Source organism: Pseudomonas sp. W2-17 (genome assembly GCF_041060445.1).
Taxonomy (GTDB): Bacteria; Pseudomonadota; Gammaproteobacteria; order Pseudomonadales; family Pseudomonadaceae; genus Aquipseudomonas.
In genome coordinates this window covers 84,270-102,489 of the sequence record NZ_JAUFNS010000014.1, presented here as the reverse complement: position 1 = coordinate 102,489, position 18,220 = coordinate 84,270, and the positions used below count along the sequence as shown (strand labels likewise).

Below are 18,220 nucleotides of genomic sequence, written 5' to 3'. Positions count from 1 at the left end.
GCTCTTTTTTCCGGAGCGACGTCATGTCCCTGCCTAGCTTGCGCCTCAAGCCCAACGCCGATCGCCGCCTGCGCGCCGGTCATTTGTGGGTCTACAGCAACGAAATCGACGTCGCTGCCACCCCGCTCAACGGCTTTGCTCCTGGCGCTCAAGCCATTCTCGAAGCAGCAGGCGGCAAGCCGCTGGGCATCGTCGCGATGAGCCCGCAAAACCTGATCTGCGCACGTTTGCTGTCCCGCGACGTCAAGCTGCCACTGGACAAGTCGCTGCTCGTTCATCGCCTGAACGTCTGCCTGTCGCTGCGCGAGCGCCTGTTCGACAAGCCGTTCTATCGCCTGGTCTACGGCGACTCCGACCTGCTGCCGGGTCTGGTAGTTGATCGTTTCGGCGACATTCTGGTGGTGCAGTTGGCGTCAGCGGCCATGGAGCAACTCAAGGACGACGTGCTCGCTGCGCTGATTCAAGTGATCAAGCCAAGCGGCATTCTGCTCAAGAATGACTCTGCCGCGCGCGACGCCGAAGGGCTGAACCGCTATGTTGAAACCGCGTTCGGCCTGGTGCCGGAGTGGGTCGCGCTGGAAGAGAACGGCGTGAAGTTCGAAGCGCCGGTGATGGAGGGTCAGAAGACCGGCTGGTTCTACGACCACCGCATGAACCGCGCGCGCCTGGCGCCGTACGCCAAAGGCAAGCGTGTGCTGGACCTGTTCAGTTACATCGGCGGCTGGGGCATTCAGGCCGGTGCGTTCGGCGCCAGCGAAGTGTTCTGCGTCGACGCGTCGGCCTTTGCGCTGGACGGCGTGGAGCGTAATGCGGCACTGAATGGCTTCGCGGAGAAGGTCACCTGCATCGAAGGCGACGTGTTTGAAGCGCTGAAGGAGCTGAAAGCGGCTGAAGAGCGTTTCGACGTGATCATTGCCGACCCGCCTGCGTTCATCAAACGCAAGAAAGACATGAAAAACGGTGAAGGCGCCTACCGCCGCCTGAACGAGCAAGCCATGCGCCTGCTCAGCAAGGACGGCATTCTGGTCAGCGCTTCCTGCTCGATGCACCTGCCGGAAGACGACCTGCAAAACATCCTGCTAACCAGCGCCCGCCATCTGGACCGCAACATCCAGCTGCTCGAGCGCGGCGGCCAGGGCCCGGACCACCCGGTCCACCCTGCGATCCCAGAGACCCGCTACATCAAAAGCATCACCTGCCGGTTGTTGCCGAACAGCTAAAGATTTTCGGCGTAATGAGCCGGCGCGCTCCTACAAGCAATCTGCAGAACCTGTAGGAGCGAGGCTTGCGCCGCGATCTGCCGGGAACGGGCAGCAAATCAGACGACAATGATATGCCTGACTGAATGCATTACAGGATTACTGTCTCTTCGCAACAGATCGCGAGCAAGCTCACTCCTACATGTGATCCACGGTACCTGTAGGAGTGAGCTTGCTCGCGATTCTGCGTCAAAACCAACTCGCGTCCCAAAGCGGATAATCTCCAATTCGCTTCGCCAATCCAGCTCTCAATGGATTGGCGACGATGTATCTGGCCATCATCAAAAGATCGTCCTCCCGTCGTAATGCTCTATCGTGAAAACCTCTCTGCCAGACTTGCCTGTGCGTCCCTCGCGACTGATTGATTGCGCGAGCGCTTCGCGACTTCACACCCTGCAAAACTCGGGTTAATTCACCTCCCGTCAGTTCAAGCAACCAGTGGATGTGGTCGGGCATGATGACCCACGCTAACGAATCCGCAGCCCCCGAGGACTGAACAGCGCGGAACTCGTTTACAACCAAACGCCCCAGCTTCCAGTCGTTGAAAATCTGCTCCCGGTTTTGGGTGACCGAAGTGACGAGGTAAATCCGTCCCGACTCCGAAAACCTCCCGTTTCTTAAACATTTTCCACGCGGTAATTCCGGCATAAGTCGCTCCTGTTGATTGCCGGAAAGGCTAGAACAGTGCCTGGGGGGTAACCGCCAAACTGAGATTCGGGATGTGTCTACAAGATCCTTATCCCGAGCAAGCTCACTCCTACAGGGGTTCCGCACCGGACCTTGCAATCGCGCCGGGACCATTGATCGCTCGAATCAGCGGGCATCTTTGTGAGTGAGCTTGCTCGCGATTGAGGTCGGATCCCCCACCGACCCGTTTGGCAATCAGACCAATGAATCCGCAGCCCCACTTCCCGCCATTCCCTCCCGCCCTCACAGGTGTAGAATCAGCGCTATTCATCGCCAGTCATCCCCGGCGGGTTTATGAGCTCAGGCTGGGCGTACGGTGATCCCGTATCGTTCGGTTTCTTCGCTGCATCCGGTCACTGCCTTTTGCACACGACGTCACTAGAAGCTCACTCCCTTCCTCATTCAGCCGATTAGCCGGAGTGTTCCAATGCCTGATTACCGTTCGAAAACGTCCACCCATGGCCGCAATATGGCCGGCGCACGCGCTTTGTGGCGTGCCACGGGCATGAAGGACGACGATTTCAAAAAGCCGATCATCGCCATTGCCAACTCGTTCACCCAGTTCGTTCCGGGCCATGTCCACTTGAAGGACATGGGTCAGCTGGTGGCGCGCGAGATCGAAAGAGCAGGCGGCGTCGCCAAGGAATTCAACACCATCGCGGTGGATGACGGCATCGCCATGGGCCATGACGGGATGCTGTATTCGCTGCCAAGCCGCGAGATCATTGCCGACTCGGTCGAGTACATGGTCAACGCCCACTGCGCCGATGCCATCGTCTGCATCTCCAACTGCGACAAGATCACCCCCGGCATGCTGATGGCTGCGTTGCGCCTGAACATCCCGGTGGTCTTCGTCTCCGGCGGTCCGATGGAAGCCGGCAAGACCAAGCTTGCCAGCCACGGCCTGGACTTGGTCGACGCCATGGTCATCGCTGCCGACTCCACCGCGTCCGACGAAAAAGTCGCTGAATACGAGCGCAGCGCCTGCCCGACGTGCGGTTCATGCTCCGGGATGTTCACCGCCAACTCCATGAACTGCCTGACCGAAGCCCTGGGCCTTGCGCTGCCGGGCAACGGCTCGACGCTGGCGACCCACTCCGACCGCGAACAGCTGTTCCTGCAGGCCGGTCGGACCATCGTCGACCTGTGCAAAACCTATTACAAAGACAACGACGACTCGGTACTGCCGCGCAACATCGCCAACTTCAAGGCCTTTGAAAACGCAATGACCCTCGACATCGCCATGGGCGGTTCGACCAACACCATCCTGCATTTGCTGGCCGCTGCCCAGGAAGCCGAGATTCCGTTCGACCTGCGCGACATCGATCGCCTGTCGCGCCGCGTGCCGCAACTGTGCAAGGTCGCTCCGAATATCCAGAAGTACCACATGGAAGACGTCCACCGCGCCGGCGGCATCTTCAGCATTCTGGGCTCGCTGGCCCGTGGCGGCCTGCTGCACACCGACCTGCCGACCGTGCACAGCAAATCCATGGAAGAAGCTATCGCCAAGTGGGACATCACCCAGACTGACGATGAAGCGGTGCATCACTTCTTCAAAGCGGGCCCTGCCGGTATTCCGACCCAGACGGCCTTCAGCCAGTCGACCCGTTGGGAAACCCTGGACGACGACCGCGAGAACGGCTGCATCCGTAGCGTCGAACACGCTTACTCGCAAGAAGGCGGCCTGGCCGTGCTGTACGGCAACATCGCCCTCGACGGCTGCGTGGTGAAAACCGCCGGCGTGGACGAGTCGATTCACGTGTTCGAAGGCAACGCCAAGATTTTCGAAAGCCAGGACAGCGCCGTTCGCGGCATTCTGGCGGACGAGGTAAAGGCCGGCGACATCGTGATCATCCGTTACGAAGGTCCGAAAGGCGGCCCGGGCATGCAGGAAATGCTGTACCCGACCTCGTATCTTAAGTCGAAAGGCCTGGGTAAAGACTGCGCGCTGCTGACCGACGGGCGTTTCTCGGGCGGGACCTCGGGCCTGTCCATCGGCCACGCTTCTCCTGAAGCCGCCGCCGGGGGCGCGATCGGTCTGGTCCGTGACGGCGATAAGGTGCTGATCGATATTCCGAATCGCTCGATCAATCTGATGATCGACGACGCGGAAATGGCTGAACGCCGCGCCGAGCAGGAAAAGAAAGGCTGGAAGCCGGTTGAGTCGCGCCCTCGCAAGGTGACCACCGCCCTCAAGGCCTACGCCCTGCTGGCGACCAGCGCCGACAAGGGTGCTGTGCGTGACAAGGCGATGCTCGACAAGCTGATGCCATAAGCATCACCCCGCACTGAAAAACACCCCGCACGTCGGGGTGTTGTTTTGTCTGCCGGCCGCTTTAGAGAGGCAAGGTTCGACCATCCGTCGAACATCCACCCGGGCCCATCAATTTCGCCGGCAACATATCCAGACACCGGCGGTTCATGAGCCAATGGCTACAGTGATCGCACCCAACAGCAGGCAAAGACTGGCCACCAACGTCAGACGCAGACGCATCGGCAGATACCAGGCGGGCAGTGTTGTGGCCTTCACCAGACGCCGGTCCTGCCAGTAATGCGTGACGAAACCGAAAATCAGCAGCAAAAGCCCCAGCGGTGCCGGCAATAGCAGAGCGGGCCAGGCGATCAGTGCCGGGATGACACTCCAGATGAACCGCTCGCGACATTGATCGGCACTCAACCCTTGCAGGGTCATGGCGAAACCCCAATGCAGAGCGCCCACAAAGCTCAGGATCACCGCCCCGTAAGCAACGAGCGCTTGCGTCAAGAACGGGCGGTACTCGACTGAAAACAGAATCAGCAACAGCAGCCCAACGAACGGCAGCAACCCCCCATAACCCAGCAGGGCGACATACCTTGGCGACGAAGACAGCGACAACGCTTTCATTTGAGCCCCTTCCAGTCATTTACTTGAAAGACTATCGCTCAAAAGCGCAATCCTGTTTAGCTTCTCTTCGCTCGAACGGAAAAAGGACCCCGTCCTGTCACCCACTGATCAAGGCCTTGATCCCTAGACGCTGAGACCTTCACATGAATACGTTGATCTATTGGTTCCGTCAGGACCTTCGGCTTGCCGATAACCCCGCCTTCACCCACGCATGTGAACTTGCCGACACGCTGCTGCCGGTTTACTGCACACCCGTAGCGACTTCGACGCCGTGGGGATTCGAGCGTATCGGCGCCCACCGCCAGTATTTCGAACAGACAGCGGTCAGCGCACTGGCCGAGCAGTTGCAGGCTCACGGCGGTGGGTTGATGCAGATCGAGGGTGATCCGGTTGAACGGCTTGTCGCCCTGGCCCACGAATGGGGTATCGATAAGGTCATCTGCGAACGCATCGCAGCGCCCGAAGAGGAAGCACAGGTGCAAGCCCTTCGCGCAGCGGGACTGACCGTGGAAGATCACTGGCAGTCGACGCTGTTTTCGCTGGATGAACTACCGATGACGGTTGAGGAGCTGCCGGATGTGTTCAGCAGCTTTCGGCGTCTTGTGGAAAAAGCCCACACCTCTGCACGCCCCGTCATACCGTCGCCAACGACAATTCCTGCGCTGACCCCGGGTTTGAGCATTGAACCAGTCACGCTGCAAACCCCTGCGCCCCTGGAGTCGCGCTCGGCGTTTCCTTATCAACAACATGCGTTCTATGGCGGTGAGCAGGCGGCCATCAAGCATCTGCAGCAGTATTTCCGCCGGGGTCTGGCGAACAGCTATAAAGCCACGCGCAACAACTTGAGCGCAGTCGACGACTCCACCAAGTTTTCGCCCTGGCTTGCACGCGGTTCGCTGTCAGCGCCGCAGATCGATCAGGCGCTTAAGGTTTTCGAAGCCGAGCACGGCGCCAACGACAGCACGTACTGGATCTATTTCGAGTTGCTGTGGCGCGACTACTTCCGCTTGCTGCACCTGAAATACGGCCGGCGTCTCTACCGCGCCAGCGGCCTGAAAGGTGGCAGCGAGCCGGGCCACAACCCTCAGGGTTTTGCGCGCTGGTGTCGGGGTGAAACCGGGGAAGCATTGATAGACGCTGGCATGCGGGAATTGGCAGCAACCGGCTACTTATCCAACCGAATGCGCCAGATCGTCGCCAGTTACCTGATTTTTGACCTGAGGGGCGATTGGCGCGCCGGGGCCGCGTGGTTCGAGGCGCAGCTGGTGGATTACGATGTCTACAGCAATCAGGGCAACTGGCTGTACATCGCCGGCTACGGAACGGACCCGAGGGACGGTCGGCGCTTCAATACCGCGAAACAGGCCGACGAGCATGACGCCGACGGCGCGTATCGCAGGTTATGGGCCTGACAGTGCGCGGCGCGGCAATCGCCGCGCCGCGCGATGAGACGGCTTACTGAATCTCGTCCGGCTTGACGATTACCCAGTTCTTGTCCGCCGTGACCGGCAAGCCCTCTTTGGCCTGAGCCTCGGCGTTGGTCTTCATCATGCCGTTGAGCTGGGTCATGTACTTGTCCTTGCGATTGACCCACAGATGAACACCACCCTTGCTGACGTCGACGCTGTGGAACAGCATGTAGCCATCGCTGGACGGTGTGTCGCCGCCCACCAGCACCGGTTTTTTCCATTGATCGATGTAGGTCAGGATTGCCGCCTGCTTGCCGGCCATCCAGGTTGCCGGGGTCCACAGGTAAGGGGTCAGCTCAAGACCGAGGTTGGCCTTTTCATTGTATTTGCCGGCGGTGATCTGCTTGCGCGCGGTGGTCAGCTCGCCTGTCTCGCGGTTCTTCAGCAACGTGGTCACGCCGATGACGTTCTGCGGCTTCACGTTGTAGCCGTACTTGGGATCAGCAGCGACCATGCGCACCAGCTCTTCTGACGCTGCGGTCATGACATAGACCTCGATGCCGTTTTCCATCAGCTTGTTGTACAGCTCGGCCTGACCGGTGAAGACCTTCGGCGGCTGCACTTCGATGGTCTTGACCACGTCGCCTTCGTAATACGTGCTCGGCACAGGCTTGCCCGATGCCATCAGCTCGTCGACGTAGCCTTTGAGTTCTTTGAGGGTGAAGCCGGAAAACACCTGCGCAACCCACGGATAGCAGACCATGTCGTCGATTTCGCAGAGGCGGTAGTAGTAGCTGAACAGGCTTTCCTTGTGGTCGGCGGTGTCCTTGAACGGAATGAGCTTGAGGGAAGGATCGAGCGTGTCACGGGTGATCAGCCCTTTGTTTTCCATGTACGGCAGCAGCGACTCTTCCAGGTCGTAGCGGTAGCTGGTGTTGTCCATGTCGAAAACGGCGAAATTACCTTTGTTAGCGTTCGCCGCAATCATTGCGTTGAGCTGCTTGGCAGCAGGCGCGGGCCAGTGGGTCAGCTCGGTGGCGAGTGCCTGTCCGGCCAGGCCCATACACAGTGCTGTGGCCAATAATGTTGGTACGAATTTCATGGTGATCCCCTCCCCTTTTTTGGTTCGAGGAGGACCCTAACAAAAAGCCATGACTGTTTCGATGCGTCAGCGACAGCGTCCGTCCTCACCGCGTCACCCTGGTCGCCATTCGCGACAGATGACAGGAAAACGACGTTTTTGTGACAACGCTTGAGCTGCTTAAACTTGTGGGAGCGAGCTTGCTCGCGAATAGGCCAGCACATCCCCTAAATCTTCACCGGCTGAAATGCCATCTTCGTGAGCAAGCTCACTCCCACAGTTGATCGCATTCCCCTTGTAGGAGTGAGCTTGCTCGCGATAGCGATATCAGGCCCGCTCCCAAACCTCGAAACTGTACGCAGGCTTGTCATCCAGTGCCGGGTTTGGCGTGTCGGAAACCAGTTTCCACTGCGCCAGATCGAATTCCGGAAACCACGCATCGCCTTCAGGACTCAACGCCACGCGGGTGAGGTACAGGCGGTCAGCGTGCTCGAGGGCCTGGCCGTAAAGCTGGGCGCCGCCGATCAGCATCACTTCGCTGACGCCTTGCTCGCGCGCCCACTCTTCCGCGCGGTGCACCGCCGCGTCCAGAGAGGTGAACACCTCGGCGCCCTCAAGCTGCAGATCATGCTGGCGCGTAACCACCAGATTCAACCGGCCCGGCAGCGGACGGCCCAGGGAATCCCAGGTCTTGCGACCCATGATGATCGGCCTGCCCAGCGTGGTCGCTTTGAAATATTTGAAATCGCCCGGCAAGTGCCAGGGCATGGAATTGTCGACGCCGATGACCCGGTTTTCAGCGAGTGCGGCGATCAAGCTCAGGGGGAGATGTTTTTTCATGGCGCGAGGATATCAGAGCGCCCTGCCCCAGCACATTCGCTCGCCACGCGGTCCAAGCACCGATACCCGTTCGCTGCGTGATCGCAGCCACACCGGTTATGCTCACCTACGACTTTACCGACGAGACGCCGCGTGACTGCACTGACTCCCCTTGATGAACTCTGGCTGACCGAAGCCGTGCGCCTGCGTGAAGAACACGCCGGCGCGCTCGAAGACGAAGAAGCCAATCGCCGCGCACGCGCCGCTGCGGGCGACCTGCAAACCCGGATCAAACACCGTGCCCTGTGGCTTGCCGAACGCGACGGCATGCGCAAGGCCCTGCATCACTGGAAACAAGGCGCACGGCTGGCGTTGATCGTGCTGGCGGTGTTCGCGGTGGTCAGCGGCGCCGGACTGGCTTTCGCCGCATTGGGCGACGGACAGACGCCCGTCAATGTGTTCTGGGCGCTGGGCAGCCTGCTCGGGCTTAACCTGATTCTGCTGACAAGCTGGGCGATGGGCCTGCTCTTCGTCGGGGAAAATACCGCCGGCCTTGGTCGCCTCTGGATGTGGCTCAGCGAAAAACTGGCACGCGATGCCCAGGCGGCGCAGCTCGCGCCGGCGTTGATATTGCTGCTGCAACGCAAGCGTCTGAATCGCTGGGTGCTGGGCATCTGCGTCAATGGCCTGTGGCTGCTCGCCCTGCTCAGCGCCCTGACGCTGCTGCTGTTACTGATGGCGACGCGGCGCTACGGCTTCGTCTGGGAAACCACCATTCTGGGCAGCGACACCTTTGTCAGCCTGACCCGAGGCCTGGGGGCGATTCCTTCGTTGCTGGGTTTCAGCGTGCCGACCGAATCGATGATTCGCGCCAGCGGTGACAACGCCCTGGCCATTGAAAACGCCCGTCAGGCTTGGGCCGGATGGCTGGTCGGCGTGCTGGTGGTATTCGGTATTGTGCCGCGTCTGCTGCTGACGATGCTGTGTTACCTGCGTTGGCGCGTGGGTCGACAAGGGTTGGCAATGGATCTGAATCACCCCGGCTTCGTCGAACTGCGCGAGCGCTTGATGCCAAGCAGTGAACGGTTGGGCATCAACGATGCAGCGCCTCCTCAGCTTCACGCGGTAACCTCCGGTCCGTCGGCGGACGAAAGCCAGGGCGCGCTGCTGGTCGCCATCGAGCTGGACAATCAGCAGCCGTGGCCACCCGAGCTTCCCGACAACGTGGTCAACGCCGGCGTTCTCGACTCCCGGGAATCACGGCGCACACTGCTTGACCAACTGACACGCTATCCGCCCGCGCGCCTTGCCATCGCCTGCGACCCACGTCGCTCGCCAGACCGCGGCAGCCTGGCGTTGATTGCAGAACTCGCGCGATGCGCCGCCGCCACGCGCATCTGGCTGTTGCCTGCCCCCACCGGACAGGCCCTGGACGCGGACCGACTGGAGGATTGGCACACGGCGCTGCAGCAGCTTGAACTGAACTGGACCGACAGTGCGCCAGTGACCTGGCTGGAGAGCGGAGATGACTGACAAGGACGCAATTCGACCGCTGAAGCTGGCCGTGGTCGGCCACACCAACGTCGGCAAAACCTCGCTGTTGCGCACGCTGACACGCGATGTCGGCTTCGGCGAAGTCTCCCATCGCCCGAGCACCACCCGGCACGTCGAAGGCGCGCGGTTGTCGGTGGACGGCGAGGCGTTGCTGGAGCTGTACGACACGCCCGGCCTGGAAGACGCCATCGCCCTGCTCGATTATCTCGAGCGGCTGGACAGACCCGGCGAACGGCTCGACGGTCCGGCGCGGCTCGGGCGCTTTCTGGAGGGCAGCGAGGCGCGTCAGCGTTTCGAGCAGGAAGCCAAAGTGCTTCGTCAGCTGCTCGCCTCCGATGCCGGCCTTTACGTGATCGATGCGCGGGAGCCGGTGCTTGCCAAGTACCGCGACGAGCTTGCCGTGCTCGCCAGTTGCGGCAAACCCTTGCTGCCCGTGCTCAATTTTGTCAGCAGTGCGCAGCAGCGCGAACCGGACTGGCGTGAAGCACTGGCGCGTCTCGGCCTGCATGCGCTTGTGCGGTTTGACAGCGTTGCCCCGCCCGAAGATGGTGAACGCCGTCTGTATGAAAGCCTCGCCCTGCTGCTGGAAGCCTCACGGGGCAGACTGGAGCGTCTTATCGCAGACCAACAGGCCCAGCGTGAAGCCCGCAAGCAGAGCGCGGCCAGGCTGATCGCCGAACTGTTGCTGGACTGCGCAGCCTGCCGCCGAAGTGTCGCCACCGATTCCGATCAGGTGCAGGCCGCCATCGATGATCTGCGCAAGGCCGTGCGCCAGCGCGAACAACGTTGCGTCGAGTCGCTGCTCAAGCTCTACGCCTTTCGTCGCGAAGACGCCTCGGCCAGCGATTTGCCGTTGATGGATGGCCGCTGGGGCGATGACCTGTTCAATCCCGAAACCCTGAAATTGCTGGGCGTACGTGTGGGTGGCGGTATCGCTGCGGGCGCGGCGGCAGGTGCTGGCGTGGACTTGCTGGTCGGCGGCATCACACTGGGTGCGGCGGCACTGGTCGGCGCGATTGCCGGCGGCGCTCTGCAAACAGCGCGCAGTTACGGCGGCCGGCTGATGGACAAATTCAAGGGGCAGCGCGAACTGACTGTTGACGATGCCGTGCTGCGACTGTTGGCGCTGCGCCAACGGCAGTTGCTGCAAGCGCTGGAAGTCCGGGGACATGCCGCGATGGACAGCATCAAACTGACCGCTCCTCTCAACAAAACCTGGCGCGAAGGCAAGCTGCCAGAGGCGCTGCACAAGGCGCGAGCGCATCCGCAATGGTCGGCGCTGAATCCGGGGGCGAAGCTGAATCAGAGCGAGCGGCAGGAGCAAGTCGAGGCATTGGCGAAGACCGTGCTGGTCTGAAATGAGCCATACGACTGGTCGGGCGGCGAGCTGCCGACAGTCGCTTCAATCATTTTGCGGTAGGGGAATTGCGCGCGGACCGGTATGATCGCGCGCCCGATACACCCGGAAGCACACGCGCATGAAACCCACCTTGATCGCCGCTGCAGAACTCGACCGCATCGAGACCTGGCAGAAATACTCCAGCTATATGTGCGGGGGCTGCGTTTCCAGCTGCTGCACGCTGCCTGTGGAAGTGAAGATCAAGGACCTGATCCGCATCGGCATCGTTGACGAGTTCGAACAGGGCGATAACCCGAAGAACATCGCCAAGCGGCTGCAGAAGGAAGGGATCGTCGAGCGCTTCAATCAGAAGTCCGGGATCTTCACCCTGCAGCGCATGAGCAACAACGACTGCCTGTACCTGGATCGCAAGAGCCGGCTGTGCACCATCTACGACAAACGCCCCGACACCTGCCGCAATCACCCGAAGATCGGCCCTCGCCCGGGTTATTGCGCGTACAAGCCGAAAGAAGTCGTGCGCGAAAGCACCGGCACGCTGAACTCGAACTCCGGCCGGGTGCCGTTGAAGTTCTGAGCCGCACCTAGGTGGGACCGGCTTTAGCCGGGAAGAGGCTGGATTGAGCGACATAGCCCTCACAGCATCGGCACCGGCCAAACCAAAAGTCAAACAAACAAAAACGCCCCCGGCCTTTCGACCGGGGGCGTTTTCGTTCAGCCGGGGCTAGTTACGCCTTGGCTTTCTTGGCAGCGCGGGTACGCTCGCCTTCGTCGAGGATCTTCTTGCGAAGACGGATCGACTTAGGGGTGACTTCGCACAGCTCGTCGTCCTGGATGAATTCCAGAGCCTGTTCCAGAGTGAACTTGACCGGTGGAACCAGAGCGATGGTCTCGTCTTTGCCCGAAGCACGCATGTTATCGAGCTTCTTGCCTTTGGTTGGGTTGACGCCCATGTCGTTGTCGCGGCTGTTCAAGCCAACGATCTGACCGTTGTAGATCTCCTGACCGTGCTCGACGAACAGCTTGCCGCGCGCCTGCAGGGTTTCCAGGGAGTAGGTCAGTGCCTTGCCGGTTTCAACCGATACCAGAACGCCGTTCTGACGACCGGACATGTCGCCTGACTTCATGGTGTCGTAGCGGTCGAAGATCGAGGTCAGGATGCCAGCACCGTTGGTCAGGGTCAGGAACTGGTTACGGAAACCAATCAGGCCACGAGCAGGGATGTTGTATTCCAGACGCACACGGCCTTTGCCATCCGGCACCATGTTAGTCAGGTCGCCCTTACGCAGACCCATCTCTTCCATGACCTTGCCCTGGGATTCTTCCGGGGTATCGATGGTCACGTTTTCAAACGGTTCCTGCTTCACGCCGTCTACCTGACGGATGATCACTTCAGGACGACCAACACCCATTTCGAAGCCTTCGCGACGCATGGTTTCGATCAGTACCGACAAGTGCAGCTCACCACGGCCCGAGACCTTGAACTTGTCAGCCGAGTCGCCTTCTTCAACGCGCAGAGCAACGTTGTACAGCAGCTCTTTGTCCAGACGCTCCTTGATGTTACGGGAGGTCACGAACTTGCCTTCTTTACCGCAGAACGGCGAGTCGTTGACCTGGAAGGTCATCGAAACGGTCGGTTCGTCAACGGTCAGCGGCTTCATCGCTTCAACTGCGTCCGGGTGGCACAGAGTGTCGGAGATGAACAGCGAGTCCATACCGCTGATGCAGACGATGTCGCCAGCGGCAGCTTCTTCTACATCGATGCGGTGCAGACCGTGGTGACCCATCAGTTTCAGGATACGGCCGTTGCGGCGCTTGCCGTCAGCACCGATCGCGACAACCGGGGTGTTCGGCTTGACGCGGCCACGAGCAATACGGCCAACACCGATGACGCCCAGGAAGCTGTTGTAGTCCAGTGCCGAGATCTGCATCTGGAACGGACCGTCACGGTCGACTTTCGGCGCAGGTACGTTGTCGACGATCGACTGGTACAGCGGGGTCATGTCTTCAGCCATGTCGGTGTGATCCAGACCGGCAATGCCGTTCAGGGCCGAGGCGTAGACGACTTTGAAGTCCAGCTGTTCTTCGGTAGCACCGAGGTTGTCGAACAGGTCGAAGATCTGGTCCAGAACCCAGTCCGGACGCGCGCCTGGACGGTCAACCTTGTTGATGCACACGATCGGACGCAGGCCGGCTTCGAAAGCCTTCTTGGTCACGAAACGGGTTTGCGGCATAGGGCCGTCTTGAGCGTCGACCAGCAGCAGAACGGAGTCAACCATCGACATCACGCGCTCTACTTCACCACCGAAGTCGGCGTGGCCCGGGGTATCAACGATGTTGATGTGGTAGCCATTCCAGTTGATCGCGGTGTTCTTCGCGAGAATGGTAATACCGCGCTCTTTTTCCTGGTCGTTGGAGTCCATCACGCGTTCGTCGTTGAGCTCGTTGCGCTCAAGGGTGCCGGACTGGCGCAGAAGCTTGTCGACGAGGGTAGTTTTACCGTGGTCAACGTGAGCAATGATGGCGATGTTGCGTAGATTTTCGATCACTTGTGTATCTCGATCAGAGGATTCGGTCAGCTGTCTGATTGTAGGCAGCTATGAACGGTGGAGCCGGCGAAAGCCGTTACGGCTGACGACTGGTGTCGGGGGGCCGGTGACGCAAGCCACAGGCAAACAGCCCCGGGCACTTAGCTCGGTCGATAAACGCGCACATTGGCATGCCCCTCACTGAGCAGATGATGAGCATGCAGGCGACTCATGACGCCTTTGTCGCAATAGAGCAGGTACTGGCGCGTGTCATCCAGTTCCTTGAAACGGCTGTTCAATGCAAAGAACGGCAGCGTTTGTACTTCGACGCCAGTCAGCGCCAGCGGGCGGTCTTCAGCGTCATCCGGGTGACGGATGTCGATGACCACTTGCCCCGCCAGCGCCTGACTGACTTCTTCAATCTGAACGTCCTGCCCCAATTCCTCGATCACGCGATCGATCGGTACCAGGCGAGCGTTTTCGAGCGCACGCTCGAGCACGGCCATGTCGAACGATTTTTCTTCGTGCTCGACCCGATTGCGCTTGGCGGCGGTCTTCGGATTCACCGAGATCACACCGCAGTATTCGGGCATGTGCCGGGCAAAATCGCCGGTGCCGATCTGGTCGGCCAGGTCGATGATGTCCTGCTTGTGACTGGCGATCAGCGGTCGCAGGACCAGCTTCTCTGTCACGCAATCGATGACCGACAGGTTGGGCAGCGTCTGGCTGGACACCTGGGAAATCGCCTCGCCTGTCACAAGCGCGTCGATTTCCAGCCGGTCGGCAATGTTGGTCGCAGCGCGCAACATCATACGCTTCAATACTACGCCCATATGACTGTTATCGACTTTTCCGAGAATTTCTCCCAGAACTTCCTCGAACGGTACGCTGACGAACAGCACCCGCTGTGAGCTGCCGTACTTCTTCCAGATGAAGTGCGCGACTTCCATCACCCCCAGCTCGTGGGCACGTCCGCCCAGATTGAAGAAGCAGAAGTGGCTCATCAGGCCGCGACGCATGATCTGGTACGCCGCCACGGTTGAGTCAAAGCCACCGGACATCAGGATCAGGGTCTGTTCAAGCGAACCCAGCGGATAACCGCCGATGCCGTTGTGCTGGCTGTGGATCACGAACAGTCGCTGATCCCGAATCTCGATTCTGACTTCGACTTCCGGGGCTTTCAGCGAAATGCCGGCGGCGTTGCATTCACGACGCAGCTTGCTGCCGACATACTTCTCGACGTCCATGGAGCTGAAGTCATGATGGCCCGCACGCTTGCAGCGCACCCCGAAAATCTTGCCGGGGAGCGCGTCGCCGAAGTGCAGCTTGCACTTCTCGTAAATGTCTTCCATGTCGCCCAGCGGATACTGGTCAACCTGCAGAAAGTGCGTGATGCCGGGCATGCAGCTGAGCCGCTCGGTGATCTCGCGCAGGACTTTGGCATCCTCGACCCTGGTTTCGACCTCAAGGTTGTCCCACACGCCATCCACCACCAACGCCGGGTCCAGATCGCGGAGCACCGTACGGATGTTCTTGGCCAGCTGTTTGATGAAGCGCTTGCGCACAGGCCGGCTTTTGATAGTGATTTCTGGGAAGACTTTGACGATTAATTTCATGAAAACAGCGCGCTAGGTCCCGGTCGAAAAAGGGGGGCGCGGATTATAGCGGAAATTGCTCAAGGTTTAACCAGTTATCGTACGGCCAATCGTCCGCGCACCAAAACGGCCCTGTATACAATTACTTGGCACCATAAGAGTGCGTCGGTTTTCGAATATGCGACGTTTAACGCGGTTAAAGGCAGCTATTCCCGCGGAAAACCCAACACAGGGCACTGGCATGCAAATTGCTCCCTTGTGAGGCAGGTTGCCTTGGTCGAGTATCGCGTCCGGCATCACCCAAATTGAAGGGCCAACCACTACTCAGGCCCTAATCCACCCCGGAGGACAACATGTCGAAGTCGGTTCAACTCATCAAAGATCATGACGTTAAATGGATTGATCTGCGCTTCACGGACACCAAAGGCACTCAGCACCACGTGACCATGCCGGCCCGCGATGCGCTGGAAGACGACTTCTTCGAAGTCGGCAAAATGTTCGACGGTTCCTCCATCTCGGGTTGGAAAGGTATTGAAGCCTCCGACATGATCCTGCTGCCGGACGACGAAACCGCCGTGCTGGATCCGTTCACCGAAGAGCCTACACTGATCCTGGTTTGCGACATCATCGAACCTTCGACCATGCAAGGTTATGATCGCGACCCGCGCGCCATTGCTCACCGCGCCGAGGAATACCTGAAGTCGACCGGTATCGGTGACACTGTATTCGCCGGCCCTGAGCCAGAATTCTTCATCTTCGACGAAGTGAAATTCAAGTCCGACATCTCCGGCTCCATGTTCAAAATCTACTCCGAACAAGGTTCGTGGATGTCCGACGCTGACATCGAAGGCGGTAACAAGGGCCACCGTCCAGGCATCAAAGGCGGCTACTTCCCGGTTCCACCGTTCGACCACGACCACGAAATCCGCACCGCAATGTGCAACGCTTTGGAAGAAATGGGCCAGGTCGTCGAAGTTCACCACCACGAAGTGGCAACCGCTGGCCAGAACGAAATCGGCGTGAAATTCAACACGCTGGTTAAAAAGGCTGACGAAGTTCAGACCCTGAAATACGTCGTGCACAACGTTGCCGACGCTTACGGCCGCACCGCTACCTTCATGCCCAAGCCTCTGTACGGCGATAACGGTTCGGGTATGCACGTTCACATGTCCATCTCCAAAGATGGCAAGAACACCTTTGCGGGCGAAGGTTATGCCGGCCTGTCCGACACGGCTCTGTACTTCATCGGCGGCATCATCAAACACGGCAAGGCCCTGAACGGCTTCACCAACCCGGCAACCAACTCGTACAAGCGTCTGGTTCCAGGCTTCGAAGCGCCGGTCATGCTGGCCTACTCGGCTCGTAACCGTTCGGCATCGATCCGTATTCCTTACGTCAACAGCCCTAAAGGCCGTCGTATCGAAGCACGTTTCCCGGACCCGGCAGCCAACCCGTACCTGGCGTTCGCTGCCCTGTTGATGGCTGGCCTGGACGGCATCCAGAACAAGATCCACCCTGGCGATGCGGCCGACAAAAACCTGTACGACCTGCCGCCTGAAGAGGCGAAAGAGATCCCGCAAGTTTGCGGCAGCCTGAAAGAAGCCCTGGAAGAGCTGGACAAAGGTCGTGCGTTCCTGACCAAAGGCGGCGTATTCAGCGACGACTTCATCGACGCTTACATCGCGTTGAAATCCGAAGAAGAAATCAAAGTGCGCACCTTCGTACACCCACTGGAATACGAGCTGTACTACAGCTGCTGATCCAGTCGCGCCGGCGAGAGCCGCGTGAACAAGAGGCCTCCTTCGGGAGGCCTTTTTTGTTACTGGGCGCGTATTGCTCGGTCGCCATACAGCTATAAATATGTACCGCAGATGGGAACGACGTTTCCGGCAACCTTGTGTTTCTGCCTTCAAAACACAAGGATTTCGTTCATGTTCAACGTCACTCCCGCTTGCCTGCTGCTGGCGATGATCGCCCTTGGCGGATGCGCCACCGCGCAAACGTCCAGCTCCGTTCCGGTCTCAACGGTCGAATCCACCGTTCTGCTCAAAAGCTCAAGTTCCTGGGACGGAACAGCCTATGAAGCCTACCCCGTCGGCAAGCCTGAGCTGACTGTCCTCAACATCAAAATCCCCGCCAACACTGCCCTCAAATGGCACGAGCATCCGATGCCGAATGCGGCCTATGTCGTGTCCGGCAATCTCACGGTGGAAACCCTCGAAGGTGGCAAATCGATTCTGCTCAAGCCAGGGGATGTCCTGCCTGAAATGGTCAACAGGCAGCATCGAGGCCTGACGGGGGACACCGCAGTGGAACTCGTCGTTTTTTACGCCGGAACACAGGGAATGCCACTTTCTACCAGCCAAAATGTTAAACAGTGATCGCTTGGTCATACGTGAGGACATGACAATGCTTAAACAGCTCCAACTCGCTGCGTTAGCCTGCGGCCTGGTATCCACCAGCCTTCACGCGGCGCCTGCTCAGCAACCTCCTGCGCAGCTTCAACCGCTGATCGCGGCCATGGAGCAACGGTTGGAAATCGCCAATGACGTGGCGCGCAGCAAATGGCACAGCGGCAAGCCGGTTCAGGACAGTGAGCGCGAGCGTCAGGTGATTGAGAACGCCGAATCACGGGCGAGTGAATTCAAGTTGGGCGCCGACGACGTACGCGATTTCATGACCGCCCAGATGGAAGCCAACAAGATGGTGCAATATGCGCGCCTCGAACAGTGGCGCGACACCGGTCACTCTCCGGAGAAGCCAGACGTCAACCTGACCGATGGCATACGGGGTCGGCTGGATACGCTGCTGCCGGTGTTGATGCAAAGTTACTCGGCGTTTCAGCCTTACCGCAGCGATGCCAAATGCCCAGGTTGGGTGCAGTCGGAAATCCAGCGACAGGCAAGTGATCCCGTCATCGTGACCGCACTGCAACGGGCGGCAGGCGACCTTTGCCGGACCACGGCAAGCCAGTGAGCAGGCACGCGGGTCCGCTTCCCGAATGACACCCTTGATCAGTAATCCTCTATGCTGACCCGTGCCGCGCC

15 protein-coding genes are annotated in these 18,220 nt (G+C 59.6%); 9 read left to right on the top strand and 6 right to left on the bottom strand.

Annotated features, from left to right (window positions below; translation table 11 throughout):
• Positions 1-23 precede the first annotated feature (23 nt).
• Positions 24-1,220, top strand: a complete 1,197-nt coding sequence (locus QWI20_RS18200) for a class I SAM-dependent rRNA methyltransferase (protein WP_237252892.1) — start codon at positions 24-26, stop codon at positions 1,218-1,220.
• A 228-nt stretch (positions 1,221-1,448) separates the two neighbouring features.
• On the opposite strand, the gene QWI20_RS18195 is transcribed toward QWI20_RS18200, so the two are convergent.
• Positions 1,449-1,907, bottom strand: a complete 459-nt coding sequence (locus QWI20_RS18195) for a transposase (RefSeq protein ID WP_346630907.1) — start codon at positions 1,905-1,907, stop codon at positions 1,449-1,451.
• Positions 1,908-2,373: 466 nt separating this feature from the next.
• On the opposite strand from QWI20_RS18195, the gene ilvD reads away from it, so the two are divergent.
• Complete coding sequence (ilvD, locus tag QWI20_RS18190) at positions 2,374-4,221, top strand: dihydroxy-acid dehydratase (RefSeq protein ID WP_369306631.1); 1,848 nt, start codon at positions 2,374-2,376, stop codon at positions 4,219-4,221.
• Positions 4,222-4,365: 144 nt separating this feature from the next.
• On the opposite strand, the gene QWI20_RS18185 is transcribed toward ilvD, so the two are convergent.
• Positions 4,366-4,830 (bottom strand): DUF3429 domain-containing protein, encoded by a 465-nt coding sequence (locus tag QWI20_RS18185; protein WP_346630906.1) that lies wholly within the window; start codon positions 4,828-4,830, stop codon positions 4,366-4,368.
• Positions 4,831-4,973: 143 nt separating this feature from the next.
• On the opposite strand from QWI20_RS18185, the gene QWI20_RS18180 reads away from it, so the two are divergent.
• Positions 4,974-6,242, top strand: coding sequence for a DASH family cryptochrome (locus QWI20_RS18180; RefSeq protein ID WP_369306630.1), 1,269 nt, complete (start codon positions 4,974-4,976; stop codon positions 6,240-6,242).
• Positions 6,243-6,285: 43 nt separating this feature from the next.
• Here the strand turns inward: QWI20_RS18180 and QWI20_RS18175 are convergent, their stop codons facing one another.
• Both QWI20_RS18175 and QWI20_RS18170 read right to left on the bottom strand, forming a co-directional pair.
• Complete coding sequence (locus QWI20_RS18175; protein WP_369306629.1) at positions 6,286-7,341, bottom strand: haloacid dehalogenase-like hydrolase; 1,056 nt, start codon at positions 7,339-7,341, stop codon at positions 6,286-6,288.
• A gap of 306 nt (positions 7,342-7,647) precedes the next feature.
• Positions 7,648-8,160 carry a dihydrofolate reductase gene (locus QWI20_RS18170; protein ID WP_369306628.1) on the bottom strand — a complete coding sequence of 171 codons (513 nt, stop codon included), beginning with the start codon at positions 8,158-8,160 and terminating at the stop codon, positions 7,648-7,650.
• 132 nt (positions 8,161-8,292) lie between these two features.
• Between QWI20_RS18170 and QWI20_RS18165 the strand changes: the two genes are divergently transcribed.
• The 3 genes from QWI20_RS18165 (at position 8,293) to QWI20_RS18155 (ending at position 11,627) form a co-directional block, all read left to right on the top strand.
• Positions 8,293-9,672: a DUF2868 domain-containing protein gene (locus tag QWI20_RS18165; RefSeq protein WP_369306627.1), complete on the top strand. Its 1,380-nt coding sequence runs from the start codon at positions 8,293-8,295 to the stop codon at positions 9,670-9,672.
• Positions 9,665-11,050, top strand: a complete 1,386-nt coding sequence (locus QWI20_RS18160) for a GTPase/DUF3482 domain-containing protein (RefSeq protein ID WP_369306626.1) — start codon at positions 9,665-9,667, stop codon at positions 11,048-11,050. The genes QWI20_RS18165 and QWI20_RS18160 overlap by 8 nt, the downstream gene beginning before the upstream one ends.
• 121 nt (positions 11,051-11,171) lie before the next feature.
• Positions 11,172-11,627, top strand: coding sequence for a YkgJ family cysteine cluster protein (locus QWI20_RS18155; protein WP_369306625.1), 456 nt, complete (start codon positions 11,172-11,174; stop codon positions 11,625-11,627).
• A gap of 151 nt (positions 11,628-11,778) precedes the next feature.
• Here QWI20_RS18155 and typA read toward each other — a convergent pair whose 3' ends face one another.
• On the bottom strand, positions 11,779-13,599 hold the full coding sequence (gene typA / locus QWI20_RS18150; RefSeq protein ID WP_369306624.1) for a translational GTPase TypA: 1,821 nt from the start codon (positions 13,597-13,599) through the stop codon (positions 11,779-11,781).
• 140 nt (positions 13,600-13,739) lie between these two features.
• Complete coding sequence (gene thiI, locus QWI20_RS18145; protein ID WP_369306623.1) at positions 13,740-15,194, bottom strand: tRNA uracil 4-sulfurtransferase ThiI; 1,455 nt, start codon at positions 15,192-15,194, stop codon at positions 13,740-13,742.
• A gap of 332 nt (positions 15,195-15,526) precedes the next feature.
• Here thiI and glnA point away from each other — a divergent pair, with 332 nt between their 5' ends.
• The 3 genes from glnA (at position 15,527) to QWI20_RS18130 (ending at position 18,149) form a co-directional block, all read left to right on the top strand.
• Positions 15,527-16,933, top strand: coding sequence for a glutamate--ammonia ligase (glnA, locus tag QWI20_RS18140; protein ID WP_037018763.1), 1,407 nt, complete (start codon positions 15,527-15,529; stop codon positions 16,931-16,933).
• A gap of 171 nt (positions 16,934-17,104) precedes the next feature.
• A complete protein-coding gene (locus QWI20_RS18135) occupies positions 17,105-17,554 on the top strand; it encodes a cupin domain-containing protein (RefSeq protein WP_369306622.1) in 450 nt (149 codons plus the stop codon).
• A gap of 28 nt (positions 17,555-17,582) precedes the next feature.
• Positions 17,583-18,149: a chorismate mutase gene (locus QWI20_RS18130; protein ID WP_369306621.1), complete on the top strand. Its 567-nt coding sequence runs from the start codon at positions 17,583-17,585 to the stop codon at positions 18,147-18,149.
• Positions 18,150-18,220 lie beyond the last annotated feature (71 nt).

What these genes read in the sequence shown, in the direction of transcription:
- QWI20_RS18200 (WP_237252892.1), top strand. Translation starts at nt 24, where the DNA reads ATGTCCCTGCCTAGCTTGCGCCTCAAGCCCAACGCCGATCGCCGCCTG.
- QWI20_RS18195 (WP_346630907.1), bottom strand. Translation starts at nt 1,907, where the DNA reads ATGCCGGAATTACCGCGTGGAAAATGTTTAAGAAACGGGAGGTTTTCG.
- ilvD (WP_369306631.1), top strand. Translation starts at nt 2,374, where the DNA reads ATGCCTGATTACCGTTCGAAAACGTCCACCCATGGCCGCAATATGGCC.
- QWI20_RS18185 (WP_346630906.1), bottom strand. Translation starts at nt 4,830, where the DNA reads ATGAAAGCGTTGTCGCTGTCTTCGTCGCCAAGGTATGTCGCCCTGCTG.
- QWI20_RS18180 (WP_369306630.1), top strand. Translation starts at nt 4,974, where the DNA reads ATGAATACGTTGATCTATTGGTTCCGTCAGGACCTTCGGCTTGCCGAT.
- QWI20_RS18175 (WP_369306629.1), bottom strand. Translation starts at nt 7,341, where the DNA reads ATGAAATTCGTACCAACATTATTGGCCACAGCACTGTGTATGGGCCTG.
- QWI20_RS18170 (WP_369306628.1), bottom strand. Translation starts at nt 8,160, where the DNA reads ATGAAAAAACATCTCCCCCTGAGCTTGATCGCCGCACTCGCTGAAAAC.
- QWI20_RS18160 (WP_369306626.1), top strand. Translation starts at nt 9,665, where the DNA reads ATGACTGACAAGGACGCAATTCGACCGCTGAAGCTGGCCGTGGTCGGC.
- QWI20_RS18155 (WP_369306625.1), top strand. Translation starts at nt 11,172, where the DNA reads ATGAAACCCACCTTGATCGCCGCTGCAGAACTCGACCGCATCGAGACC.
- thiI (WP_369306623.1), bottom strand. Translation starts at nt 15,194, where the DNA reads ATGAAATTAATCGTCAAAGTCTTCCCAGAAATCACTATCAAAAGCCGG.
- glnA (WP_037018763.1), top strand. Translation starts at nt 15,527, where the DNA reads ATGTCGAAGTCGGTTCAACTCATCAAAGATCATGACGTTAAATGGATT.
- QWI20_RS18135 (WP_369306622.1), top strand. Translation starts at nt 17,105, where the DNA reads ATGTTCAACGTCACTCCCGCTTGCCTGCTGCTGGCGATGATCGCCCTT.
- QWI20_RS18130 (WP_369306621.1), top strand. Translation starts at nt 17,583, where the DNA reads ATGCTTAAACAGCTCCAACTCGCTGCGTTAGCCTGCGGCCTGGTATCC.